The sequence below is a fragment of the Embleya sp. NPDC059213 genome, from assembly GCF_042754445.1.
In the GTDB taxonomy this organism is placed as follows: domain Bacteria; phylum Actinomycetota; class Actinomycetes; order Streptomycetales; family Streptomycetaceae; genus Embleya.
In genome coordinates this window covers 1-23,938 of record NZ_JBHZAV010000115.1, presented here as the reverse complement: position 1 = coordinate 23,938, position 23,938 = coordinate 1, and the positions used below count along the sequence as shown (strand labels likewise).

Annotated in this window: 21 protein-coding genes; 11 read left to right on the top strand and 10 right to left on the bottom strand. The window is 72.0% G+C overall.

The genetic code is table 11. The features are described from left to right. The first annotated feature begins 22 nt into the window (after positions 1-22). On the top strand, positions 23-1,528 hold the full coding sequence (locus ACFXMF_RS32525; protein ID WP_379989769.1) for a S1 family peptidase: 1,506 nt from the start codon (positions 23-25) through the stop codon (positions 1,526-1,528). 77 nt (positions 1,529-1,605) lie between these two features. Here ACFXMF_RS32525 and ACFXMF_RS32520 read toward each other — a convergent pair whose 3' ends face one another. From ACFXMF_RS32520 to ACFXMF_RS32490, 7 genes are all read right to left on the bottom strand, one after another. Continuing rightward, the gene (locus tag ACFXMF_RS32520; protein WP_360312226.1) at positions 1,606-2,220 is read right to left on the bottom strand and encodes a dihydrofolate reductase family protein; all 615 of its coding nucleotides are present in this window, start codon (positions 2,218-2,220) and stop codon (positions 1,606-1,608) included. 128 nt (positions 2,221-2,348) lie between these two features. Beyond that, positions 2,349-2,867 (bottom strand): DUF1990 family protein, encoded by a 519-nt coding sequence (locus ACFXMF_RS32515; protein ID WP_379989768.1) that lies wholly within the window; start codon positions 2,865-2,867, stop codon positions 2,349-2,351. A gap of 174 nt (positions 2,868-3,041) precedes the next feature. Continuing rightward, a complete protein-coding gene (locus ACFXMF_RS32510) occupies positions 3,042-5,342 on the bottom strand; it encodes an FG-GAP repeat domain-containing protein (protein WP_379989767.1) in 2,301 nt (766 codons plus the stop codon). Positions 5,343-5,591: 249 nt separating this feature from the next. Then, a complete protein-coding gene (locus ACFXMF_RS32505) occupies positions 5,592-6,452 on the bottom strand; it encodes a hypothetical protein (protein WP_360312232.1) in 861 nt (286 codons plus the stop codon). A gap of 52 nt (positions 6,453-6,504) precedes the next feature. Continuing rightward, positions 6,505-7,359, bottom strand: coding sequence for a class I SAM-dependent methyltransferase (locus ACFXMF_RS32500; protein ID WP_360312234.1), 855 nt, complete (start codon positions 7,357-7,359; stop codon positions 6,505-6,507). Positions 7,360-7,541: 182 nt separating this feature from the next. Beyond that, complete coding sequence (locus ACFXMF_RS32495) at positions 7,542-8,357, bottom strand: class I SAM-dependent methyltransferase (protein WP_360312236.1); 816 nt, start codon at positions 8,355-8,357, stop codon at positions 7,542-7,544. Between the two features lie 64 nt (positions 8,358-8,421). Then, a complete protein-coding gene (locus ACFXMF_RS32490; RefSeq protein WP_360312238.1) occupies positions 8,422-9,429 on the bottom strand; it encodes an EamA family transporter in 1,008 nt (335 codons plus the stop codon). Between the two features lie 103 nt (positions 9,430-9,532). On the opposite strand from ACFXMF_RS32490, the gene ACFXMF_RS32485 reads away from it, so the two are divergent. Then, positions 9,533-10,045 carry an Lrp/AsnC family transcriptional regulator gene (locus ACFXMF_RS32485; RefSeq protein WP_360312240.1) on the top strand — a complete coding sequence of 171 codons (513 nt, stop codon included), beginning with the start codon at positions 9,533-9,535 and terminating at the stop codon, positions 10,043-10,045. A 109-nt stretch (positions 10,046-10,154) separates the two neighbouring features. Next, positions 10,155-11,132: a universal stress protein gene (locus ACFXMF_RS32480; protein WP_360312242.1), complete on the top strand. Its 978-nt coding sequence runs from the start codon at positions 10,155-10,157 to the stop codon at positions 11,130-11,132. 60 nt (positions 11,133-11,192) lie between these two features. Here ACFXMF_RS32480 and ACFXMF_RS32475 read toward each other — a convergent pair whose 3' ends face one another. Then, on the bottom strand, positions 11,193-11,462 hold the full coding sequence (locus tag ACFXMF_RS32475; RefSeq protein WP_360312244.1) for a hypothetical protein: 270 nt from the start codon (positions 11,460-11,462) through the stop codon (positions 11,193-11,195). Between the two features lie 451 nt (positions 11,463-11,913). Between ACFXMF_RS32475 and ACFXMF_RS32470 the strand changes: the two genes are divergently transcribed. The 4 genes from ACFXMF_RS32470 (at position 11,914) to ACFXMF_RS32455 (ending at position 16,370) form a co-directional block, all read left to right on the top strand. Then, positions 11,914-13,125, top strand: a complete 1,212-nt coding sequence (locus ACFXMF_RS32470; RefSeq protein WP_360312246.1) for an alpha/beta hydrolase — start codon at positions 11,914-11,916, stop codon at positions 13,123-13,125. A 171-nt stretch (positions 13,126-13,296) separates the two neighbouring features. Further along, positions 13,297-14,079, top strand: a complete 783-nt coding sequence (locus ACFXMF_RS32465) for an SAM-dependent methyltransferase (protein ID WP_379989766.1) — start codon at positions 13,297-13,299, stop codon at positions 14,077-14,079. A 105-nt stretch (positions 14,080-14,184) separates the two neighbouring features. Beyond that, positions 14,185-14,961, top strand: coding sequence for a tRNA-dependent cyclodipeptide synthase (locus ACFXMF_RS32460; protein ID WP_360312250.1), 777 nt, complete (start codon positions 14,185-14,187; stop codon positions 14,959-14,961). Between the two features lie 311 nt (positions 14,962-15,272). Then, positions 15,273-16,370, top strand: coding sequence for a glycosyltransferase family 4 protein (locus ACFXMF_RS32455; protein ID WP_360312252.1), 1,098 nt, complete (start codon positions 15,273-15,275; stop codon positions 16,368-16,370). 27 nt (positions 16,371-16,397) lie between these two features. On the opposite strand, the gene ACFXMF_RS32450 is transcribed toward ACFXMF_RS32455, so the two are convergent. After that, positions 16,398-17,621: an alpha/beta hydrolase gene (locus ACFXMF_RS32450; RefSeq protein ID WP_379992676.1), complete on the bottom strand. Its 1,224-nt coding sequence runs from the start codon at positions 17,619-17,621 to the stop codon at positions 16,398-16,400. A gap of 379 nt (positions 17,622-18,000) precedes the next feature. On the opposite strand from ACFXMF_RS32450, the gene ACFXMF_RS32445 reads away from it, so the two are divergent. Beyond that, positions 18,001-18,642: an NAD(P)H-dependent oxidoreductase gene (locus ACFXMF_RS32445; RefSeq protein WP_360312256.1), complete on the top strand. Its 642-nt coding sequence runs from the start codon at positions 18,001-18,003 to the stop codon at positions 18,640-18,642. A gap of 141 nt (positions 18,643-18,783) precedes the next feature. Here the strand turns inward: ACFXMF_RS32445 and ACFXMF_RS32440 are convergent, their stop codons facing one another. After that, positions 18,784-20,913: a bifunctional serine/threonine-protein kinase/transporter substrate-binding domain-containing protein gene (locus ACFXMF_RS32440; protein ID WP_380020913.1), complete on the bottom strand. Its 2,130-nt coding sequence runs from the start codon at positions 20,911-20,913 to the stop codon at positions 18,784-18,786. Between the two features lie 214 nt (positions 20,914-21,127). Here ACFXMF_RS32440 and ACFXMF_RS32435 point away from each other — a divergent pair, with 214 nt between their 5' ends. The 3 genes from ACFXMF_RS32435 to ACFXMF_RS32425 all read left to right on the top strand — a co-directional run. After that, positions 21,128-22,828 (top strand): glycerol-3-phosphate dehydrogenase/oxidase, encoded by a 1,701-nt coding sequence (locus ACFXMF_RS32435; RefSeq protein WP_360312470.1) that lies wholly within the window; start codon positions 21,128-21,130, stop codon positions 22,826-22,828. 77 nt (positions 22,829-22,905) lie between these two features. Further along, on the top strand, positions 22,906-23,688 hold the full coding sequence (locus ACFXMF_RS32430; RefSeq protein WP_380020916.1) for an MIP/aquaporin family protein: 783 nt from the start codon (positions 22,906-22,908) through the stop codon (positions 23,686-23,688). Between the two features lie 63 nt (positions 23,689-23,751). After that, a partial coding sequence (locus ACFXMF_RS32425) for an FGGY family carbohydrate kinase (RefSeq protein ID WP_380020910.1) occupies positions 23,752-23,938 on the top strand: 187 nt, incomplete at its 3' end.

The following is a 23,938-nucleotide window of genomic DNA, read 5'->3' as shown; positions in this document are numbered from 1 at the left end:
GTCCCCACCGACAGGAGTCCCCATGCGCCTCAAGCGTGTCGCGGCCGCGTCCTGTGCCGCCGTGCTCACTGTCCTGACCCTCGCCGGCACCGCCTCCGCCTCCGGAACCGATCCCACTCCCCCACCCGCCGACGACGCCCTCGTCGTTCCCGTCGACCCCGCCCCCGCCGTCCCCGAGGGCCTCGTCGAAGCACTGCAACGCGACCTCGGCCTCACCGCCGACACGGCCAAGACCCGTCTGGCCAACGAATATCGGGCCGCGATCCGGGAGCCGGTGCTGCGCGCACGCCTCGGCGCACACTGGGCCGGCGCCTGGCTCAGCGGCGACAGCGCGCAGTTCGTCATCGCCACCAGCGACCGGCGCGACGTCCGAGCCATCGAGGCGAACGGCGCCATCGCCCGCGTGGTCCCGCACTCGCTGGCCGACCTCGACCGGATCCGCGAGGCGCTCGACCGCTCCGCGCTGCGTCGAAGCCCGGTGGACACCCCGCTGTGGTACGTCGACATCGCCGCCAACAAGGTCGTTCTCCAGTCCCACGACACCGCTCGCACCCGGGCGTTCGTCGTGTCCAGTGGAGTCGACGCGGCCGGCGTCGAGATCGTGCCCTCCACCGTGCAACCGCGCGCGCTGGCCGACCTGCGCGGCGGCGACGCCTACAACATCAACGGCAACACCCGCTGCTCGATCGGCTTCCCGATCACCCGCGGCACCCAGGGCGGCTTCGTCACCGCCGGCCACTGCGGCCGGGCCGGCGCCACGACCACCGGGAACGGCGCGGCGCAGGGTACGTTCCAGGGGTCGTCCTTCCCCGGCAACGACTACGCGTGGGTCGCCACCAACGCCAACTGGACCCCGCGCGGGCTGGTCAACCGCTACCCGGGCACGGTACCGGTCGCCGGATCCACCCAGGCCCCGGCCGGTTCCTCGATCTGCCGCTCCGGCTCCACGACGGGGTGGCACTGCGGCACGATCCAACAGCACAACACGTCCGTGACCTACCCGCAGGGAACCGTCACCGGCGTCACCCGCACCACCGTGTGCGCCGAACCGGGCGACTCGGGCGGGTCGTTCATCTCGGGCAGCCAGGCCCAGGGGGTCACCTCGGGCGGCTCCGGGAACTGCTCCTCCGGCGGTGAGACCTACCACCAGCCGGTCACCGAGATCCTGCAGACCTACGGTCTGACCCTGGTCACCGACGGCGGCACGCCGCCCACCGGTTGCGCGGGCGCCCAGAACACCTACTCCGGCACGCTCGGCTCGGGCGCGCAGGCAATCCAGCCGAACAACTCGTACTACGAGACCACCGCGTCCGGCACACACACCGGTTGCCTGACCGGCCCGGCCGGCGCGGACTTCGACCTCACCCTGCAGAAGTGGAACGGCTCCGCCTGGACCAAGGTGGCCGAAGGCACCACTCCCGAGGCCGACGAGACGATCTCCTACAACGGCACCGCCGGGCGATACCGCTACATCGTGCTCGCCTACAGCGGCTCCGGCAGCTACACCCTGGGGGTAAGCAAGCCCTGACCGCGACCGGCGGCAGCTCCCGCATCCGACCGCACGGGTACAGGCGTCGACCCGACGCCTGTACCCGTGCTCGCGTACTACCGCGCGGGTCGGGCGATATGCGGCTTGGCGTCGTCGTAGTCGGCGCTGCCCGGCGCCTCGGTCGGGCCGTAGACCAGGTGCAGCACCCCGGTCGGGAACGCCTCGGACGAGATCAGCCGCAGCGGGATCGAGGCGTCGCCCTCGTCGAACAGGCGCATACCCTTGCGCACCGCGATCGGGTGGACCAGCAGGTGCAACTCGTCCAGGAGACCGGTGGCCAGCAGTCGGCGCACGATCGAGACCGAGCCGCTCACCGTGATGTCCGCGCCCGGCTCGTTCTTCAGCGCGGTGACGGCCGCCACCAGGTCGCCGTCGAGCTGCTCCGAGTTGCGCCACGTGAAGGCGAGTCGCTGCCGCGAAACGACCACCTTGCGGACGTCGCCGAGCGCCTTCGCGAAGCCCGCGTCCTCGCCGCCGGCCGCCTCGCGCTCCGGCCACGCGCCCGCGAAGCTGTCGTAGGTCTTGCGGCCGAGCAACACGGTGTCGGCCGCGTCGAACATCGCGCCGACGGCCGCGCCCATCGCATCGTCGAAGTACGGGAAATGCCACTGGTCGGGCGCCTCCACGACGCCGTCCAGGGAGACGAACAGGCCGGCGGTGATCTTCCTCATGACGCTCTCCAGGTGAATCTTGCGGTGGCCGAACCCCCGCGGGGAACCGCGGGGGTGAACCCGTCACCGCATTAGACGCCGGCAACGTCCGGAACTCATCGGTGACGCGACGAGCAATCCCGACAAGCTCACGCCCCGTCCGCGAGCCGGCGGCCGGCGGCGAGGTAGCGGGTGGTCACCCGGTGCTGGATCGCGCGGGTGACCGGGCCGCCCAGGTACGACCACCACGTGCCGGGTCGGCTGAACGCGCGGATGGTGAACCACACGACGTCGTCGGGGCCGCGCTCGACCACGAACGCCTCCTCGCCCGACTCGGGGTGCCCCCGCAGCGTGCCGTAGGCAAAGCCGGCCCGGTCGGCTTCGTCGAGTACCCCGACCACCCGACACGGCGCGGCGAACCGCACCGGCCCCAGCCGCAACGTCGACGTCACCTCGACCCCCACCGCGGCCCGGACCGCGTCCGCCCGCACATCCAGACCCGCCCCACGCGACACCTCCCACCCCAGCACGCCGTCCGCCACCCGCCGAAAGACCTCCGCCCCCTCGCCCACCCGCACCCGCCGCTCGACATGGTGATATCCGGACGGCAACGACACGCCATCACGCAAAGTCGCACCGACATCGGAATAAGTCAGAACCTCGGACATACGCCCCATCCTCCGCCCCCGCCACACTCCAGGAAGCCCCGGCCCCACCCACGACAGCCGCCACCGCCGCAACGCCGGACGTTGACGGCCGCCCGAAACCGTGCCACCTGGCCGGGCCGACCGGTGACCGGGCCGCGCACCCGCGTGGTCGTGGGGCGCGCGGCCCGGGACGGATCAGCCGGTCCAGCCTCGGTAGGCATACGTGAGGTCGGCGTCGGGTTCACCCAAGGTGGTGTAGGTGGTGTCGACCTGGGTGTTGTCGGGGTGTAGCGCGAACACGTCCGCGCGGTGGTCGCCGTTGACGTCGCCCGCGGCGAATCCGGCGTTCGCGAAGCCCGAGCCGCCCGGGAGGGAGTAGGTCCGCCTCGGGGCGGTGAAGCGCCCATTGGCGCCCGGGGTGAACGTGTGCACGTCGGAGGACGAGCCGTAGTCGTACATCGCCGCCACGTCCGCCCGCCCGTCGCCGTCGAAGTCCCCGCTGGTCAACCGCACTCGGTTGAACTCCCACGCGCCCGGACCCGCCGACCAGCCTTCCGCCGGCTGCTCGAAGCCGGTGCCGGTGGAGAACGCCGTGTGCCACTGCACTCCGCCGTTGGAGTAGCCGTAGAACCCGGCGATGTCCGCCTTCCCGTCACCGTTGAAGTCACCGGCCACGTACTTCGCGCTGTTGAACCACCAGCCACCCGGTGCGGCCATCCAGCCGAGTTGCGGTGCCGCGAAGTCGCCGGCGGCGTTCGCCGTGAAGGTGAACAGCCCGATCCGGCCGTCGTCGTAGCCGTAGACCGCGCCGACGTCGGTGCGACCGTCGCCGTTGAAGTCGCCGCTCAGCAGGACCACCTTGTTGTAGTCCCAGTTGCCCGCCGGGACACCCCAACTCTCGTGCGGCTGGGCGAATCCCGCCCCCGTGGACAACGCCGTGTGCAGTTGCACGCTGCCGTCCGCGTAGCCGTAGAAGCCGGCGATGTCCGCCTTCCCGTCGCCGTTGAAGTCGCCGGACACGTACTTGGCGCTGCCGAACCACCAACCGCCCGGCCCCGATTCCCAGCCGAGCACCGGCCGGTCGAAGCTGCCGTCGGGTCGCCCCGAGGAGCGGTACAGGCCGATCCGGCCGCCCGGGAAGCTCTGCACGACGCCCATGTCGGCGCAGCCGTCCCCGTCGAAGTCGCCCCCGAGCACCGCCCGCGCCCCGTCCGGAAGGCCGTTGGCACCGCCGGGGTAGGTGCGCCCGGCGCCGTCGCAGTAGGGCGTCGGGAAAGGCACGTGGTAGACCACCCGACCGGTCATCCGGGGCTGCGCCTCGCCGGCTCGGTAGGGCGATTCGTTCGCGATCCACAGTTGTCCGGTGGACGGGTCGAAGGAGACGTTCTCGATCCCCGCCGGGGTCTGTGCCCAGAGCGACAGGGGCCGGCCCACGCTGCCCCGGTAGATGCAGTTCGGTTCACCGAAGGCGTCGGCCTCGTTCGGGCAACCGCCGGTGACCACGAACTGTCCCGCGCGCATCGCGACGCCGGCCGATTTGCCGAACGGCACGTTGTAGGCGGCCTCGGCCCGGACCGCGCCGGACGCGTCCTGTTTGAACAGCGACGTCGCCGGATCCAGCGGCCAGCGCACCGCGCGGCTTTGCACATCGAGGGTGCGCTCCAGGGTGACCAACGCCGGTGTCGCGCCGCTGTGATCGATGGAACCACTCGCGAAGCACGGCGTCTGGTCGGCGTTCTCGCCGCAGGTCCCGCCCCGATAGGTGTATCGGGCGACCTGGGGCAACACGCCTTCCTGCAGGTCGGCGGAGACCGATCCGTTCGCGGCGACCCCGACGGCCGTGCCGCGCACGGTGGTGGACCACAGGTGGTTCAGGTCGAAGACGCGCACCTCGCTCTGCGCGAAGACGAGCAGATTGCCCCCGTACCAGGCGAGCGTGTCGGCGTGGCCCTCCATCGGCTGGAAGCCGCCGCCGGCGCCGGTGGGGGTCGCCAACAACGCGCTGCGGTAGGTCGGGTGCGCGGGATCCGTGACGTCGGTGAAGGAGACCCGCATCCGCGAGTTCGGCTGGTTCGGGTGATCGTAGGAGGCCGCCCAGGCGACCGCGACGATGCGGCGCCCGTTCCACAGTCCGGTCGCGGGCGAACTCTCGCCCGACGTGGCCAGCCCCTGGGGTACGTAGCGCCACGACGTCTCGTCCGAGCTGCCCGGGGTCCAACAGAAGCCGTCCGCACCGGACATGGGCACCGCGGTCTTGCAATCGGCCAGCCGGGCACCGACGTTCGGGGTGCGCCCGAGCCACGTGGTCAGGGCGACCGGCGCGAGTTGGGCGTAGCTCTGCTCGGCCGCGACCACCTGCTGTCGGGCGGAGCCGTCGAAGGCGAGCCCGAAGGTGCTCGCGTCCGTCACCGTGATCGGCGCGTCGGGATCGGTGATCAGCGCCTGGGCCGATCCGGGTAACACGACCGCCGCGGTCGCCCCCAGCAGGAGGCTCACCGCCGCAGCCACGAACCCGCGTCTTGTTCTGCCGGTACTCCGCATCGAATCCGCCTCGCCTTCGCGTTCTCCAGGCGGAGCAAGGGACTCGATCCGCCTGCTGCTACGGCGAACAACCTACCGGTCGGACGGCGCCCGGCGCCGCGACGAACTTGCGAATCGCATGGGAATTCCCTTGCGCCCAAAGCCCGTTCACCCCGATCGAAAACCCGCAAAGCACCGACAACACCGACGAACCCCACAACCGGCTCACCGAACCGGCACGTCGTACACCACCAGCATCGTCGCGGCCGACCGGCACGCAGCGGCGCCCCGAGGCGGCTCGGACAGGGTCAGCGCCGGCACGCCGTCCGGGCCGACGTCGACCCGCGTCCCGACCTCGACCGCCGCGGCGGGCGTGCGGCAGTACGGCACCGCGAACGCGAAGCGCCGGTCCCGGGTGCGCGGCGGCAGCACCGGCACCGCGTCCCGAGGCAGACCCAACTCCGCGCTCCAGCCCGACAGTTCCGCCGCATCGGCCAGCTCCCGCGAGCGCACCCCCGGGGGCGGCGACTGCGTCGGTGTGTCGAAGACCCGCTGGGCGACCAGCAGTCCGGTCCCCGGATCGCGCGGCTTCCGGCCCTGGAAGTGCGGTTGGGCCGGCAGCTTGTCGCGCGGCACCTCGAAGCGCGCCACCAGCGGCATCTCGTCGAAACACTCGCGCTGCTCCGGACCGGTTTCCAGGTCCAGGGCCAACGCGGAGCCGTCCAGATACAGTCGCGCGCTCTTCGTCTGGGCACACCTGGTGCCCATCGAAATGCTCACCACGGCGCTGCGGGCGAAGTCCACCCCGGGCTCAGCGGCGGCCGGGCGGCCCGGCGTGAGGTGGGACAGGATCACCCGGTCCTCCTGGGGGGTGCGCGCGACATACAGGCCGTGCACGGCCGAAACGGAACCCACGGTCAGGGTCCGCACGTCGATCCGCACCCCGGGCACCGGCGCGACGACCGCCCGGGCCGGCGTGTCCCGCGCCTCGATCACCCCGACGGCGATCCCGACCGCGACCACCATCGCGACCACGACCCACCAGGCCCGCCGCCGCCTCGTCCTTGCCGCACCCGTCTCGATCATGCCGATGCGACGCACGCTCCCCCGCCCCGGTTCCCCGCTCCGCTCGGATCGTTCACCGCACCCGGGTGGGCGGCGCCTTCCGCCAGACGAGGACCTCGGTGCTCGGCTGCCGTTCGGAGAACCGCCCCGACGCGGACGCCTGCCGCAGGAGCCGACGCAGGTCCGCCTCGAAGTCGTCGCGCCGGGCACCGAACAGGTGCGGGGCCGAGAACGACATCGAGAACACCCGGGCGACCACATCCGCACAGGTGCGTTCGAGTTCCTGCCCGCCGGGAACGACCAGGCGCCGATCCGGGACGAAGCCCGCGCGGGCGAACACCTGCGCCTCACCGCCGGGTGTTCCCTCCCGCAGCAACCCGCGGCCGGCCCGCCGGATCGGCCCCAGGTAGTGCCCGACCAGCTCGTCCACCGCCGCCCGGGGCACCGCCGGATGCGGCAGGCCGTCGACGGTGCGTGGTTCGGACTTCAGGTCGCAGATGTGTACCAGCGCCCCGCCCGGCGTGAGCATCTCCCGGATCGCGGCCGCCACCCGGTCGCGCTCCATCCAGTGGAACGACTGCGCGAAGGTCGCGACCGTGAACACGCCGAGTCCGGCGGGCAGTTCCTCGGCCCGCGCCCGCACCCAGCGGGTCTTCCCGGCGACGCCCCGCGCGGCGGCACCGCGGCCGGCCCGGGCGATCATCCCGCTGTCCGGATCCACGCCGACGATCTCGCCGAACACGTGTGCCAGGCCCAGGGCGACCGTGCCGGGACCACATCCCACGTCGATCAGCCGCCCACGCCCGTCGAGCGTCAACGCCTCGGTGAGGGCGTCGGCCAGGCCGGGCGCGTACGGAAGGCGCCCTCGCTCGTAGTACTCGGCCGTGCCCGCGAACAGGCTCTCGTCCCACTCCCAACCGGCTTCCACGCGGCCCTTTGTACCTCGAAGCGGGCCGCCCGCGCCGAGTCGGCGTGACCGGGTGGGCCCCGAGGCGGTTGATGGGGCATGGGTGGCAGGAGCCGGGTGCGGGGCGGGCGGGTCGCGGTGCCGAGCGGGCGGGCGGGGTGCCGGCGTTCACCGCGCCGCCACCGACCCCGATCCGCGCCGACCTACGCCTTGGTCGCGCGCAACGAGTAGATCAGCGGCACCCGCGGATGACCTGCGGGGAAGCGATGGATCCCGTGCTCCTGCTCCAGGATCGGAAAACGAGCGAAGAGGGAGAAGGCGTGTTCGTGCAGGAACTCCAGGCGCAGCCCGGCCGCCGTCAGCGCGCTGACCACGTCGCCGATGCCGTGTTGCCACTCGACCGTGACGTTCGCGGAGGTCGGCGCGGCCAGGTCGGCATAGGTGCCCGGCTCGTCCCACACCAGCGCGTCGCGGCGGAAGTAGTCCAGTTCGACGGTGCGGCCGTCCTCGGCCAGGACGTCGGCGAACGGGTGGAACTCGGCCAGGTACAGAAAGCCGCCCGGGGCCACCAGCGCGGCCACCGTACGGGCCCAGCGTTCCACGTCCGGGAGCCAACACAGCGCGCCCAGGCCGGTGTAGACGATGTCGAAGGTCCGGCCTTCGAGGGTGTCGACGGCGTCGTACACGTCGGAGGTGACGAATCGGGCCGTGTCGACCCCGATCCGCGCGGCGAGGTCGCTCGCGGCGGCCACGGCCGGCTCGGAGAAGTCCAGGCCGGTGACGGTGGCGCCGCGGCGGGCCCAGGACAGGGTATCCAGACCGATGTGGCACTGGAGGTGGAGCAGTGTCCGACCCGCGACGTCGCCCACCTCGGCGAGTTCGAAGTCGCGCAGGGCGTCCTTGCCGGCAACGAAACCGGCCACGTCGTAGAACTCGCTCGCGGTGTGGATCGGGACCCGCTCGTCCCAATTGGCCTGATTGAACGCGCGCCAGTCCGCCGTGTCGGGGGTCTTCGTCATGACCGGCCACGCTAATCGGCCGCCCGGCCGGTCTCAACCGAAATTCCGCCGGTGCCCGCCCCGCCTACCTGGCCGGCTCGGCCTTCGGAGTCCCCTCGGCCGGTTTCGGGATGTCGACCACAGGCGCATCGCCCTCCCGGCTCTCCCGGCCCTCCCCGCCCACGGCCGGCCGCGACGTCGGTTCGGCGGCGCGGGAGCGGGTGGCGACGATCAGGGCCACCGACCCGACGATGATCAGGCCGCCGAGGTAGACGTTCGGGCCCACCGACTCGCCCGCGATCGCGGCGCCGAGCAACACCGCGATCACCGGGTTGACGTACGCGTAGGTCGCCACCGTGTCGTTGGGCAACACGGTGTTGACGTAGAGGTACGCGCTGAACGCGACGATCGAACCCGCGAACACCAGCCAGGTCAGGCCGAGCCACGAGGCGGTCGAGATCTCGGCCACGTGCAGCCGGCCGAACTCGCCGCGCAGCGCGGCCAGGACGAGCAGGGCCACGCCGGCGGTGATCATCTCCAGCGAGGCGACCACGAGCGGGTGCCTGGGCAGCGGCGCGGTCCGCGCGTACACCGAGCCGGCCGCCCACAACACGCACGCGATCAGGACCATCACGGTGCCGCCCGCGTGTACGTCGCCGCCCGGGCCGCCGACCAGGACACCGATCCCGACGGTGCCCAGGAGCAGTGCGAGCAGGACCGCGCCCGACACGCGGGTCCGGGTCACCAGCGCGTTGATCAGCACCATCCACACCGGCACCGTGGCCACGATCAGCGCGGCGAACCCCGAGTCGAGGTGTTGTTCGCCCAGGCTCACCAGGCCGTTGCCGCCGACCAGGAGCAGACCGCCGATGATCGCCGCCGAGCGCAGGTGCGGCCAGGTCGGTCGCTGGGCACCTCGCGCGTGCCGGGGGCCGACGACCGCGAACATCAGCAGCCCCGCGATCAGGAACCTGGCGCCGGCCGCGAGCAGCGGCGGGATCGTCTCGATCGCGTACCGAATACCCAGATACGTCGAACCCCACAGGATCCAGACGGTCACGAGCGCGGCCCACGGCAACAGTCGATCCCTCATTAGAGGAGACAAGGCGATCCCCATACCTCAGTAAGTTAAGTAGAAGCGGCTGATAGCCTTTTTTAGAGTAGGTCCCACTCATTCGCAGAAACAAGGGGATTCGATGACACGGCCACTGGACGACATCGACCGGACGCTGCTTCGCGCGCTGAGCAACGACGGACGGCGCACGGTGCGCGCGCTCGCCAAGTCGGTGGACCTGTCCGAACCGGCGGTCCGCGATCGTCTCCAGCGGCTGGAGCGGGACGGGGTGATCACCGGCTACCACGCGGCCTTCGCGCCCGAGGCGGTCGAGGCCGGCACCGCCGCGTTCATCGCCTTGCGCTTCGATGCCGGAAAGGTGGCCCGGGACCAGGTGGAGGCGGCGATCCGACGCGAGCCGGCCGTACTGGAGGCACACGAGGTCGCGGGCGAGGACTGCTTCTGGATCAAGGTCCGGGTGGCCTCCACGGCCGACCTGGCGGAAACCCTCGACCGCATCCGGTCGGTCCCGGTGATCCGCGGCACCGGCACCACGATCGTGTTGCGTACCGTCTTCGAACGGCCGCTGCTGTCCGCCGAGATCGACGCCTCGGCACCGTCCACCGCGCGGCCCGAGGAGGATCCGGCGTCCTGAGCGAGCGCGGTCACGGTGCCCGCCGTGCCGGCACGCGGGCGCGCACGGAGGGACAGTGGAAGGCAGCACCGCATTCGAGGCGGGTTCCCCAGGGTGATCGGGAGCTGTCATGACAACCGGACGCCGGCCCGTGGTGGTCGGAGTGGAGAATTCGGCGGCGGGCCTGCTCGCCGTCGACTGGGCCGCGGACGAGGCCGTACGACACGGGTTGGCGCTGCGGCTGGTACACGCGTCGGAATGGCCGGCCGAGCCGGCCGGAGTGGAGGCCACGTATCAGGCCGCCCGGCACGACGGTCGTTTGAACACCGCACACGCCTTCGACTGGTCGGTCGACACCTATCACGAGGCCGGCGCCGGGGCCACCGTCCCGCGCCTGAGTTGGGCCGAGCGGCGCCGGGAGGCCCACGACGCGCTGTTGGAGCGGGCCAGGACCGTGGCGGTCACCGGCCGACCGGGGTTGTCGGTGAGCATGGCGACGGTCGAGGGCCGCCCGGTGGACGTCCTGCGTGCCCAGGCCCCCGAAGCCGCCATGCTCGTGCTCGGCTCGCGCCGGTTGTCGGCGCTGACCGAACTGTTCACCACGGGCAGCATCGCGATTCCGGTGAGTGCGCACGCGCCGTGCCCGGTGGCGGTGGTGCGCGGACCCGAACCCGCCGCGGGTGTGCCGCCGACGGTGGTGGTCGGGGTCGACGGATCGGCCGGCTCCGAGCCCGCCGTCGGCTACGCGTTCGAGACCGCCTCGTTGCGCGGCGCGGGCCTGCGGGCGGTTCTGGTACGCCCGCCGACGCCGAACATGGTCGCCGCGTTCGGCAGCGAGTCCGAGGTCGACGAGGCGCTGATCCGCCTGGGCGAGACGCTCGCCGGGTGGGGCGAGAAGTACCCGGACGTACCGGTCGAGCGGGTGACGATCCTCGGCCACCGGGTCCGCGGCCTGGCCGACGCCGCCCAGGACGCGCTGTGCCTGGTGGTCGGCTCGCGCGGGGTGGGCGGCTTCCGCGGCATGCTCCTCGGCTCGGTCACCCACGGTCTGATCCACCACGCGCCCGGGCCGCTGGTGATCGTGCCGCGATCGGGGGACCCGCGGTGACCGTGCGCGGGCCGGCGACGCGGCTGCGGGCCGGGTGGTGGGCGAGCAAACCGGCCCGCCTCACGCCGCGGCGTATGCGCAGGCCCGTTCGGCGATGGTGACGGGCACGCCCTCGGTGCCGGTGAGCAGGGTTCGGCAGGCCGATACGCCGGCCGGACCGTTGCCGCCGTAGCCGCAGGCGGTGCCGCCGATCATCGAGTCGTATCCCGCCACGGCGAGGTAGGCCACGCACGCGGATGGAGTGGCGTGGGCGGTGGGGGCGGTGGCGAAACCGGCCAGGATCACGGCCGACGTGCCAAGGGTTGCGGCGATGCGACGGGAAGTGCGCACGAGTCACCTGCTTCTTTCGGTCGCGGACACGAACAAAGCGGCGTCGCCCACGTGTTCGGGCGGCGGACCCGGGCCGACCCCACACCGGCCCGCCCGTCACCGTAGGGCGATCCCCGGGTCCGGACAAGCCCTGCAATCACGCCTGTTGTCGGCCGAAACCCGCTCTTTCCGCGCCCACTTCGCGTGCGCGCGGCGCCTCCTGCACGCGCTTCGCCCCCATCTCCCCCATCGCCCCCACCGCCTCGCTCGCCTCCATCGCTTGCTTCGTGTACTTCCCGGGAAGCATGCGTGCGCAGTCGTCCTGCCTCCCGTGGAGGCTGCGGAAAGCCTCCTCGGGTCGGACGCGGGGACGATGGCCTGCGGGCGAGAGTTGTCCGGGTAAGGAATCAACCACGCGGGGCGCCCGATCCGGAGAGGGCGGGCGCTTCCCTCCACCGACGGGGCGCACGCTGTGGACCACGCGGCAACGCACGACAAGACCGGCAACGACCGCAGCAGGGGCGAGGATGCGAGTGGCGACGGCCATGCGGAAGCCGGCGGTGCCGCCGAGGCCGGGGCCGATGTCGACGCAGGGGCCGGAGCCGCCGACACCGGCGTCGCGGTCGCCGACGAAGGCGGGGGCGGCGACGCCGGCGCGGGCCGGGAAGCCGCGACGCCCGTCCCCGACCGGCCGCCCCGGTCCCGGTTGCGCCGCTGGACCCGCCGGATCGCGTTGACCTGTGCCGTCACGCTGGTTGCCGTGACCATCGCGTCGTTCGGCTACAACGCCTTCACCGACGACCGCGCCGATCCCCCGGCGGGGCTGACCTACGTACAGGCGGCCGACGTCCGCACCCGCTACCAGACCTGGGGCACCTCCGGATCGCCGGTGGTCCTGGTGCACGGGGCCTTCGAGTCGGTCGACACGTGGTCGCGGCTGGCTCCGTTGCTGGCGCGCAATCACCGGGTCTACGCCCTCGACCTCACCGGCTACGGATACAGCCAACGGCGCGGGCCGTACACGGTCGACCACCTGACCCGCCAACTCCTGGGCTTCCTCGACGCCATGCACCTGGGCGGCCCCGACGAACGACCATTGCTGGTGGGGCATTCCAGCGGCGCGGCGATGGTCGCCGAGGCCACGCTGCGCGCGCCGGAGCGGATCGGCGGCGTCATGCTCCTGGACGGTGACGCACTCGACACCGGCGCCGGGCCCCCGGCCGCGTTGCGGTACCTGCTGATCGATCCGTTTCGCACCAGCCTGCTGCGGATCGGGCTCGGCACCGACTGGTTGATCCGCAAGGTGTACGGCGCGCAGTGCGGCCCCGAGTGTCCCCGACTCGACCGGGCCGGTGTCGAGGAATGGCGGCGGCCCTTTCGGGTGGCGGGCGCCGAGGGCGCGTTGTGGGACATGCTCGGCGAGGGCGTACTCGGCATCTCCGCCCGGCGGTTGGCCCTGTTGCACGACCTGCGGTTGCCCAAGTCGGTGGTCTTCGGCGCGAACGACGACGTCTTCGACGACGACACCCCCGTCGACACCGCGACCCGGATCGGCGCACCGCCACCGACCCTGATCCCCAAGTCCCGCCATCTGCCGATGATTTCCGCCCCCGAAGCGGTCGCCTCCGCAATCGACGCCCTGATACCCCCACCACCCGCCGCAGCAGCCGCCCCGGCCGGCTGAGCCCCGGGCCCACGTCCACGCTCCCGCCCGCGATCGCATGGCACGGGCAAAGAGGACGAATGTGCCCGCCCGGTTGTCCGATCCCGAACCCGCTTATACGTTCCATGGATGCAGGCCAGGACGCGAACCGATCCCAGCGCGTCACCGGCGGGAAGACAGGAGTGACCGACGATGGTTCAGGTGGACACGACGGTTCCACACTCGGCTCGGATGTACGACTACGTCCTGGGCGGCAAGGACAACTACCTCGCCGACCGCGAGGCGGCCGAGGAAGCCCTGAAGGTGTGGCCCGAGTTGTGGACGAGCATGCGGGTCAACCGGGCGGTGATGCGGCGGATGGCGCACTGGCTGGTCACCGAGGGCGGCGTCCGCCAGTTCCTCGACATCGGTACCGGCATCCCCACCTCGCCGAATCTGCACGAGGTCGTGCAGGACACCGCGCCCGAGTCGCACGTGGTGTACGTCGACAACGACCCGATCGTGCTGGTCCACGCCCGCGCCCTGCTCTCCAGTGCGCCGCAGGGCCGCACCGCCTATGTCGAGGCCGACATGCGCGACGCCGACCGGTTGTTCTCGACGCCCGAGTTGCGCGAGACCCTGGACCTCGATCGGCCGGTGGGGGTGACGGTGATCGCGATGCTGCAGTTCGTCGAGGATGCCGCCGGGCTGATCGACAAGCTGACGGCACCTCTCGCCCCGGGCAGCTACCTGGCAATCACGGCGGCGACGGCGGACCTGGCGGTCGGCTCCACCGCGTTGGCCGAGGTGTACACCCGCCGGGGCATACCGATGTACCTGCGCACCCGCGACGAACTGGCCGCCCTGTTCGCCGAGCGCTGCGATCTCGTCGAGCCGGGCGTGGTACCGATGCAGCACTGGCGCCCGGCCGACGGCGAGCAGCCGGTCGGCGTCGAACAGACCAACATGTTCGCCGCCGTCGGCCGGATCCGCTGACCCGCCCACGGCCTGCCGCCCACCGCCGACCGGGTCCGGAATGACCCGGTTCGGAAGTGTGTTCCGACGATGGAATCATGGAGGGAACGCTAAGGAGTCGATCGCATGGGATTCATGGTGTGGCCGTGCACGCTCGGTAGCCGAAGCGTTCTCGAACGTGCGGAACACGTGCTGATCGGGCTCAGTCCCTGGAACAGCTATTACAAGCCACGCAGAGTCGAGGCCCTGGTGCGGTGGGGGTGTGCGAACTTCGTGCGGGTCGACGTCTTCGTCCCCGGCGACGAGGCGGCGCACACCCTGACCGCCGCCGGCGTCCAGCCCGCGGAGGCCGCCCGGCGCGCCCGGTATGCCGTCGGCCGGCTGCGCAGCCCCGCGCGGCGCGGCCTGCGCAACGCGGGCGTGGCCGAACCGGAGCACCACCTGCACACCTGGACGCAGTTGTCCGAACGACCCGCGTATCAACATTCGCTGAAGCGGGTCCGCGACGCCTACGACATGGACGAGGCGGTGCGTGCGGCCTGTCGAGACACCGCGCGCGGAGCGGTCCGGCGGGTCGCCGGGCAAGAGCCGACCGAGGAACAGATAGACCACGCCGTGAGCTACGCGCTCGCCGAGTTGCCGCTGGTCCTGGACGGGCCGGCGATATTCGGGACCACGACGTCGCTGTTCGTCTACCACCGCGAAATGGATCTCCTGGCGCCGTTCATCAACGGCGAGTCGACCGACCTTCGTCCCGCACCCGGTCAGGGATACGCCGTGGTACGGCCGCCCGACCAGGACGCGACGCCCGCCTGGCTCTCCCAGCACTCGCCCGAGGGCCGAGCAACCCCACCCGCGGCCGGCGCCACCGAGTCGACCCCGAATCCGCTGCCCCGTCCCTGACACCCGACACCGGACCGTTCCTCCCGACACCCACCCGACCCCGACCCGGACACCGCCCGCACCATGATCCGGGCCTTGTTTTCCACGCGCGTCGACAATAGATTCCGCCCCCGCAGACAATCAGGCCCGAGCCTGCGCGAGGCCGGGCCGATATCGGTTCCGCCTGCCCCGGCGCCCGAGAAGGGAGATCCTCGTAGGACGGGGGCGCGACACCGCGGCGGCCGTGCAGCAGGGGGGCGACGATCGGGGTCAGGGGGACGCCGCGCGGGCAGGGGGGCGCGGAGGGGCGCGGGCCACTACGGGTGTTGCTGGTGGTGGACGACCTGCGCATCGGCGGCGCACAGCGGCAAGTCGCGGGATTGGCAGGCGCGTTGGCGTCGTGTGGGCACACGGTGGTGCTGGCGTGCACCGAGGACGGGCCGGCCGGTGCCGAACTCGCCGCCGCGGGCGTGTCGATCGTCGTGCTGGGCCGGCACCGGGTGGCCCGCCTGGTCAGTCCGATGCTGGCGCTGCGGATCGCGCGCTTGGCCAGGGTGGGCCGCTTCGACGTGGTCCATGCGCACGTGCATGCCGCCACGATGGCCGCGGCCCTCGCCGGCCGACTCGCCCGGGTCCCGGTGGTGGTGACCGAGCACAGCATGGCGTCCTGGCGCGGGCCTCTGGCCCGCGCGTACAGCCGCCCGTTGTACCGCCGATGTGCCCTGGTCCTGGCCGTCTCCGAGCAGATCGCGGACCGGCTGCGCCGGCTCGACCGGGTGCCCACCACACGTGTCCGAGTGGTGGGCACCGCGGTGTTCGGCGCCACACCGGCGGCCCTCCCGGACCGACACGATGCGCCGGTGACGGTCGGGGTGGTCGGCCGGCTGGAGCCGGAGAAGGGCGTGGAGTTCTTCCTGCGCGCCGCCGCGTGCCTCGCGGATCGACACCCTCGGGTGCGCTTCACCGTCGTGGGCGACGGCCGACTGCGCGGGGAACTGCACGCGCTGACACGGCATTTGCGACTGGGCGACCGGGTGCACTTCGGCGGCATGTGCACCGACGGCCCGGCGGCGGTGGCCGCCCTGGACATCCTGTGCGTCCCGTCCCTGACCGAGGGCGCCCCACTGGTCGTCCTGGAGGCGATGGCCGCGGGCGTACCCGTGATCGCCACCACCGTCGGCGCCATCCCGCACCAACTCGGCCACGGCCACGCGGGCATCCTGGTCGAACCCACCGACGTGGCCGCCCTGGCCCGGGCCCTGGACACGCTGCTGACCCACCCGCACGAGCGCCGACGCCTGGGCCGAGCCGGCCGACACCGCCTGTCCGGCCTCGCGAACGCCGACGCGGTGACCGCCGCCGTCTGCACTGCCTACCGCGACGCACTCCACCCCGCGGACGACGGCGGCAGGCCCGACCGGCACGGGTGAGCGTGCCGCGCCGCGCGTGGCCCACGGCTACCCGGCAACCCACGGGACGTTGCCCGTGTTGCCCGCCCGACCGTTCTCGGTGCAGTGTGCGGGCGGCGTGCTCCCGTACACGTACTGGACGAAGTCGCGCAGGTCGTTGCGCCAGTAGTCCCAGGTGTGTTCACCGGGACCCGTGCAGTAGCGGGGCGTGAACGAGCCGCCGATGACCGTGCGCAGTCCATCGTTCCACGTCTTGATGTCGGACTCCCCCTGACCGCTGGGCACGCCCTGGCCGTTGGCGCCGCCGGAGTACATCGCGAACTTGCCCGCGTAGCCCGCGTACTTGCCCGCCGCGGCCATGCCCACCGGGGTGATCGCCGTCCAGTTCGCCTGCGGCCCGTAGACCGCTTCGGCGCGTTCCAACGGGGTACCGAACACCCGGTAGTTCGGATCGGCCAGACCGTTCCAGGAGGTGGCCGCACCGTAGCCGAGCATCGAATCGGCCACCCGGTTCAACGCACGATCGTCGGCCAACGTGGTACCGCCCGACAACGCCCCCACGGCGGAGAACTCGTCCCGCAGGTCGGCGGCGTAGCGCAGCGCGCCGAGCCCGCCCATCGACACACCCGCGATCGCACGTCCCGAACGGTTGTCGACGGTGTTGAAGTTCGCGTCGATCCAGGGCACCAACTGCCGCAGGTGGAAGGTCTCCCACTGCGGCGCGAAGTTGCCCCGGGTCTGTCCCGCCCAATCCGTGTACCAACCGGCCTTGCCGCCCTCGGGCATGACCACGATGCCCTTGAACGTGCGCCGATCGATCGTGTTCAGGATGTCGCCCGCGTCGGACTTGGACCACTGCTCGAAGTCGCCGAACCCGCCGTGCAACAGGTAGAGCACCGGATACGCCTCGGCCGGATCGTTCACGTAGTCGTCGGGCAGCCAGATCCGCACCTTGACCGGCACCTCGACCGGGTCGATCGAGGGCGTACCGCCGCGCGGCCGCATGATCGCCGAGGTGGTCATCGTCGCGTCGAACATCCTGCGGTCGCTGAGCAGATTCGAGTTCGTCCACTGGGTGAGTGTGATGCCGTGCGAGTTCGCCGCCGGCAACGGCGGTGCCGGCGGCGGCGGAAATGCCTGCGCCCGGGTCGGCAGGCCCAGTACGGCCGCCACCAGCGCCACCGCGACCGCGAACACCGTCGCGACGCGGCGGGCCGGTCGACCGGTTTGCCCCGGTCCCTGCGCTCGCTTCGTGCCGACCGTTCGGTCCATGCCGACCGTTCCTTCCGTGCCGACTGTTGCGTTCGTGCCGATGGTTCCGTCCGTGCCGTCCACGACCACCCCCGACGGCTGTTCGCCGTATCGATGTGCCCCACGCGGGCCCGACCTGGCGCAACCCTGGCCGAGCCGACCCCGGCTGTCCTCCCGCACACGGTGGACATCCCGGGTAAACCTGGGCGGTAGCCCCGGTGCCGGCTGCACCGACCGCGGTACGGCAACGACCCATCGCACCCGAACGCGGCGTTGCCCTCACGCCCGCGTCAATGTCTACGGTCGTACGAACGCAGCCCCCGGGTCCGCGCCCGCCCACACCCGCGCACCCCTGCGCCGCCGCACCCCCGCACCCTCATCCGACGATTCGAGGACGCCCATGCCTTTCCTCCTGCACCTGGACGCCAGCATCCGCCACACCGGCTCGGTGTCCCGCGAACTCTCCGCCCACTTCGCCGCACGCTGGCGGGCCACCCACCCCGACGGCGGCTACACCCACCGCGATCTGGCCGCCGAACCCGTCCCGCACCTCACCCACGAGGTCCGCGAAGCCCTGCTCGACCCCAGCCGAGGCCACGGCGAACCACCGCACGAACGAGCCCTGACCGAGGCATTGAACGCCGAGCTGCGCGCGGCGGACACCATCGTCCTGGGCGTACCCATGTACAACTACTCGATCCCGTCGACGGTCAAGTCCTGGTTCGACCGCATCGTCACACCGGCCAACATGGTCCCGCCCGACGGCACTCCCGGCCCGCTGGCGGGCACCTCGGTCGTGGTGGTCACCGCGAAGGGCGGCTCCTACGCACCCGGCACGCCACGCGAGGGCTGGGATCACCAGGAGCCGTACCTGCGGGCGGTGCTGCGCTCGATCGGCCTCGCGGACGACCTGGAGTTCGTGCACGCCGAGCTGACCCTGGCCGCGGTCGTCCCGGCGATGTCCGCACTCGAGCCGCTGGCCGAGGAGTCGCTGAGCCGGGCCTACGCGACCCTCGAAACACTGGCCGCCCGCACCGGCTGACCGGGATCGGCGGGTAGGTGCCGAGGGCGAACCACCACACCGGGCCTCGACGACCGCGCCCCCGCGATCCGATCCCGCAGACAGCGGGTCGGGCACCCGGCACCGGATGGACGCACGCGACGTCGATCGGTTCCCGGCGGATCAGCCGCCGTTCACCGTCACCTTCGAGACGGCGCCTTCCGAGAGTTGCCACCGGTCCACGATCCGCCGGTACTCGCCGGCGGCGATCAGCCGCTCCAATGCCTGCCGGACCGCGTCGCGCAGTTGCGGATCGGTGTTGCGGAAGGCGATGCCGTACGGCTCGGCCTCGATCTGTCCCTGCGCGACCCGGAGGCCGTCGGCCGAGTTCCGGGCGGCATACACGGCGGCGGGGTAGTCGAACAAGCCCGCGTCGGCTTCGCCCTGCCGGATCCGTGTGGTCGCTTCGACCATGGTGGCGACACCGACCTTGGTCACCCCGCCGCCGGATCCGCACTTGCCGCCCGCCTCGGTGGCGAGATCGTCCTGGAACGCGCCCTTGAGGATCACCACCCGGCACCCGCACAGGTCGGAAAGGCCCTGGATGCGCCGAGGATTGTCCTTGGCGACCAGGATCGCGGTGCCGGCCCGGAAGTAGTCGACGAAGTCGATTCCGTCCGCCCGCCGCGCCGGTGTGTCCACCATCGAGGACATGATCAGGTCGATGCGGCCCGACTTGAGCGCGGGCACCAGCGCATCGAAGGTCGAGGGCCGCAACTCCAGGGCGACCCCGAGTTGTTCCCCGATCGCCTTGGCCAGATCGGCGGTCATCCCGATCACCGTCCGGCCGTCGGCGTCGAGGAACTCGTTGGGCGGATAGGCGGCGTCCACCCCGACGGCGAGCGGTTGCCCGTTCCGGTACTTCTCCGGCAGCAGCCCCGCCGACGGAGCACCGGTGTTCACACCGGAACCCACCGGCGGCTGCGAGCCGTTCGCGCCCGGCGCACCCCCCGATACCTTGTTTCCCGGCGAACTCGCACCCGGCGACTCCTTGTTCGCCACCGCGCCGGTACGCCCGCCCTCGTCGCGGGTGAACAGGTACGCGCTCCCGCCCGCGAGCGCCGCGGCCACCACCGAGCCGCCGATCAACAACCGACGGCGCGGCATGCCGGAATCCTTCGTGACCGGCGCGAACGGCACGGCCGGCGCCTGGTCCGGAACCGGCGACCATCCGGGAACCGGCGCCCGCGCGGGTCGGGGCGGCGGCGGTACGGCAGCGGGCGCCCGCACAGGTCCGGGCGGCGGCGGCACCGGCCCGGCCGGCGCAGTCGGCGCGCCGGCCACGGCCTCCGGCGGCTGCCTCGGGTACGTCGGCGGCACACCCCCCGCCCCCGCCTCCGTCGGCCCCGCCTCCGTCGCCCCCGCCTCCGTCGGCCCCGTCTCCCCCGGCCGGTTCCGCACCAGCGCCGAATGCGCCGCCGGCAGCCAGTCGTCGGCCGCCGGCCGCGCCGACTCGCCCAGCAGTTCGAGGAGCCGTTCCGGCGTCGGCCGCTCTGCCGGATCCTTGCGCAGACAGGCCGCGACCAGGGGCCGCAGCCCCGCCGGCACCGCGTCGAGCCGAGGCTCCTCGTAGACCACCCGGAACAGCAGTTGGGCCGGGTCCCCCGTCCCGAACGCCGGCACGCCCGCCGTGGCGTAGGTCAACACCAGGCCGACCGCGAACACGTCGCTCGCGGGCCCGACCTCGTCGCCCCTGGCCTGTTCCGGCGACAGGAAGCCCGGCGAGCCGACCAGATGCCCGGTCCGGGTCAGCTCGCTCGTCCCGTGCACCTGTCGGGCGATGCCGAAGTCGATCACCCGGGGGCCGTCGGCGGTGAGCAGCACGTTGGACGGCTTGAGGTCGCGATGCACCAGGCCGACCGCGTGGATCGCGGTCAGCGACTCGGCCAACCCGGCGGCCAGCAGCCGCGCGCTCGACTCGGGCAGCGGACCGTGTGCGGTCACCGCCTGGGTCAGCGAGGGTCCGGTGAGGTATTCGGTGGCCAGCCACGGTGTCTCGGCCTCGGCGTCCGCGTCCACGAACGCGGCCGTCCAGAAGCCGCCGATCCGCCGCATCGCCGCGATCTCGGCCGCGAACCGCCGCCGAAAGTGCGGATCGGCGGCCAGTTCGGCGTGCACGGTCTTGACCGCCACCAGCCGCCCGCCGGGCGATCGGGCCAGGAACACCCGCCCCATGCCGCCGGCCCCCAACCGGCCCAGTACCGCGAACGAACCGATCCGCTGCGGATCCTGTGCCTCGACCGCGTCCACCACGTGCCCCGACTCCCACCTGTCGATACGTCGAAGGCATCACCGTACGGGATCGCCGATCACCCGACGGATCGCCCCGATCGGGTCGGGCGGCCCCTCCGCGTTACTCCGCCCGGCCCACCGTCGGCGCGGCTCGACGTGCAGGGGGGCATCGCAGGCCATCGAATGTAGGGGCCAGCTTTTCCCTGCCGAGGAGTTCGACGTGAAGCCCGTCGCCCTGTCGCCGAAGGCCCGCGAAGATGCCCTGACCGCCCTGGGATCCGGCCGCGAGCTGGACATCCTGGTCATCGGCGGAGGTGTCGTCGGCGCCGGATGCGCGCTGGACGCCGTCACCCGGGGCCTGAGCGTGGGCCTGGTCGAGGGTCGGGACTGGGCCAGTGGTACCTCCAGTCGCTCCAGCAAACTCATCCACGGCGGGCTGCGCTATCTGGAGATGCTGGACTTCCGGCTCGTCCAGGAGGCGCTGCGCGAGCGCGGTCTGCTGGTGCAACGGTTGGCTCCGCACCTGGTGCGCCCGGTGAAGTTCCTGTATCCGCTGACCCATCGCGGGTGGGAGCGGTTGTACGTGGGCGCCGGGGTGCTCCTGTACGACACGATGGGGATGACCTCCGGCAATTCCCGGGGCCTGCCGCATCACCGGCATCTGAGCAGACACCGGGCCCTGGACGAGGTGCCCGCCCTCAAGTCGGACGCGCTGATCGGCGCGGTGCAGTACTGGGACGCGCAGGTCGACGACGCCCGGCACACCATGACCATCACCCGGACGGCCGCCGCGTACGGCGCGCAGGTGGCCAACCGGACCCGGGTCACCGGCTTCCTCCGCCAGGGCGAGCGGGTCACCGGCGCAACCGTCGTCGACGTCGAGTCGGGCCGGGTGTTCGAAGTGCACGCCAAGCAGGTGATCAACGCGACCGGCGTGTGGACCGACGACACCCAGGCGATGGCCGACACCCGGGGCCAGTTCCATGTGCGCGCGTCCAAGGGCGTGCACATCCTGGTGCCCCGGGATCGGGTGAACTCGCGGTCCGGGTTGATCCTGCGCACCGAGGCCAGCGTGTTGTTCGTGATCCCGTGGGGCCGGCACTGGCTGATCGGCACCACGGACACCCCGTGGGACCTGGACAAGCAACATCCGGCGGCGAGTTCGCGCGACATCGACTACCTGCTGGAGCACGTCAACCGGGTGCTGGCCACGCCGCTGTCCCGGGACGACGTGGAGGGCGTGTACGCGGGGCTGCGACCGTTGCTGGCCGGCGACGCGGCCGAGACCAGCAAGTTGTCCCGGGAACACCTGGTCGGCCATCCCGTGCCGGGCCTGGTGGTGATCGCCGGCGGCAAGTACACCACGTATCGGGTGATGGCCAAGGACGCCGTCGACGAGGCGGTACGCACCCTGGACGGCGCGCGTCCGGGCCCGTCGGTGACCCACGACGTGCCGCTGCTGGGCGCCGACGGATACCAGGCGCTGCGCAATCGCCGGCACAGCCTGGCCCGGGCGTCCGGGTTGCACGTGGTGCGCATCGAGCATCTACTCGCCCGGTACGGCTCGATGATCGGCGAGGTACTCGAACTCATCGAAAAGGACCCCGAGTTGGCCACACCATTGCCCGGCGCGGACGACTATCTGCGGGCCGAGGTGGTGTACGCGGTCACCCACGAGGGCGCGCATCACCTGGACGACGTGCTCACCCGGCGCACCCGGGCCTCGATCGAGTCGTGGGATCGCGGCGTGGAGGCCGCCGAGATCGCCGCGCGGCTGATGGCCGGGCCGCTGGGCTGGGACGAGCAACAGATCCGCAACGAGGTCACGCACTACGGAAAACGGGTCGAGGCCGAACGCGACGCCCAGCGACAACCGGACGACCTCACCGCCGACGCGGCCCGGCTCGGCGCCCCCGACATCGTCCCGGCGCCGTGAGCGCGGGCGCGGGCGCGGTCCCGAAGACCGGCGCCCGACGGGCGCAGCCGGCCCCGCCGCCGAGCGAACGATGGGCGATCGGCGGCGAGATGGTCGCCGAGTTCGTCGGCACCATGGTGCTCATCCTGTTCGGCGTCGGCGTGGTGGCCCAGGTCGTCGCGGCCGACCTGGGCAACCACGACAGCATCGCGTGGGCCTGGGGCTTCGGGGTGACGTTCGGGGTGTACATCGCCGCGCGCACCTCGGGCGCCCATCTGAATCCGGCGGTTTCGGTGGCGCTCGCGGCCTTCCGCGGCTTCCCGTGGCACAAGGTGGCGCCGTACGTGCTCGCGCAGACCGCCGGAGCGTTCGTCGCGGCCCTGCTGGTGCGCTGGAACTACACCGAGGTACTGGCCAAGGCCGATCCCGGGCACACGCTCAAGACCCAGAGCGTCTTCTCGACACTGCCGGGCAACGGCACGTTCCCGGTCAGCGAGTGGGGGGCGCTGCGCGACCAGATCATCGGCACCGCGATCCTGCTGCTGGTGATCATGGCGTTGACGGACGTGCTCAACACGGCGCCCAAGGCCAACCTCGGCGGGTTGCTGACCGGCCTGTTGGTGGTCGCGATCGGGATGGCGTTCGGCACCGACGCCGGTTACGCGATCAACCCGGCCCGGGACTTCGGCCCTCGGCTGGCCAGCTTCCTGACCGGTTACGACGGGGCGTGGCGCGACCAGTACGGCAATCTGTACTTCTGGGTCCCGATCGTCGGACCGTTGATCGGCGGCCTGATCGGCGCGGCGCTGTACCGCGTGTTGATCGCGCCGTTCCTGCCCCTCGGGGAACAACCGGCGGGCAGGGTGGTCGAGACCGACTGACGCCGTACGGCACATCCGATGCGGCGCGGACAGGTTCGGGCGTCGCCACAGTGGAGGTTCGAGATGGCGGATTTCGTCGCGGCAATCGATCAGGGCACCAGCAGCACCCGGTTCATGGTCTTCGATCACGCCGGCGGGGTGGTCGGGCGCCAGCAGTTGGAGCATCGGCAGATCATGCCGAGGGCGGGGTGGGTGGAACACAGCCCGGTGGAGATCTGGGAGCGCACCCGCTCGGTGGTCGCCAGTGGGC

Excerpts from the sequence above, each read along its gene's own strand:
- ACFXMF_RS32480 (WP_360312242.1), top strand. The coding sequence starts at position 10,155 with ATGACAACCGGACGCCGGCCCGTGGTGGTCGGAGTGGAGAATTCGGCG.
- ACFXMF_RS32460 (WP_360312250.1), top strand. The coding sequence starts at position 14,185 with ATGGGATTCATGGTGTGGCCGTGCACGCTCGGTAGCCGAAGCGTTCTC.
- ACFXMF_RS32525 (WP_379989769.1), top strand. The coding sequence starts at position 23 with ATGCGCCTCAAGCGTGTCGCGGCCGCGTCCTGTGCCGCCGTGCTCACT.
- ACFXMF_RS32495 (WP_360312236.1), bottom strand. The coding sequence starts at position 8,357 with ATGACGAAGACCCCCGACACGGCGGACTGGCGCGCGTTCAATCAGGCC.
- ACFXMF_RS32485 (WP_360312240.1), top strand. The coding sequence starts at position 9,533 with ATGACACGGCCACTGGACGACATCGACCGGACGCTGCTTCGCGCGCTG.
- ACFXMF_RS32445 (WP_360312256.1), top strand. The coding sequence starts at position 18,001 with ATGCCTTTCCTCCTGCACCTGGACGCCAGCATCCGCCACACCGGCTCG.
- ACFXMF_RS32490 (WP_360312238.1), bottom strand. The coding sequence starts at position 9,429 with ATGAGGGATCGACTGTTGCCGTGGGCCGCGCTCGTGACCGTCTGGATC.
- ACFXMF_RS32465 (WP_379989766.1), top strand. The coding sequence starts at position 13,297 with ATGGTTCAGGTGGACACGACGGTTCCACACTCGGCTCGGATGTACGAC.
- ACFXMF_RS32505 (WP_360312232.1), bottom strand. The coding sequence starts at position 6,452 with ATGATCGAGACGGGTGCGGCAAGGACGAGGCGGCGGCGGGCCTGGTGG.
- ACFXMF_RS32515 (WP_379989768.1), bottom strand. The coding sequence starts at position 2,867 with ATGTCCGAGGTTCTGACTTATTCCGATGTCGGTGCGACTTTGCGTGAT.
- ACFXMF_RS32520 (WP_360312226.1), bottom strand. The coding sequence starts at position 2,220 with ATGAGGAAGATCACCGCCGGCCTGTTCGTCTCCCTGGACGGCGTCGTG.
- ACFXMF_RS32450 (WP_379992676.1), bottom strand. The coding sequence starts at position 17,621 with ATGGACCGAACGGTCGGCACGAAGCGAGCGCAGGGACCGGGGCAAACC.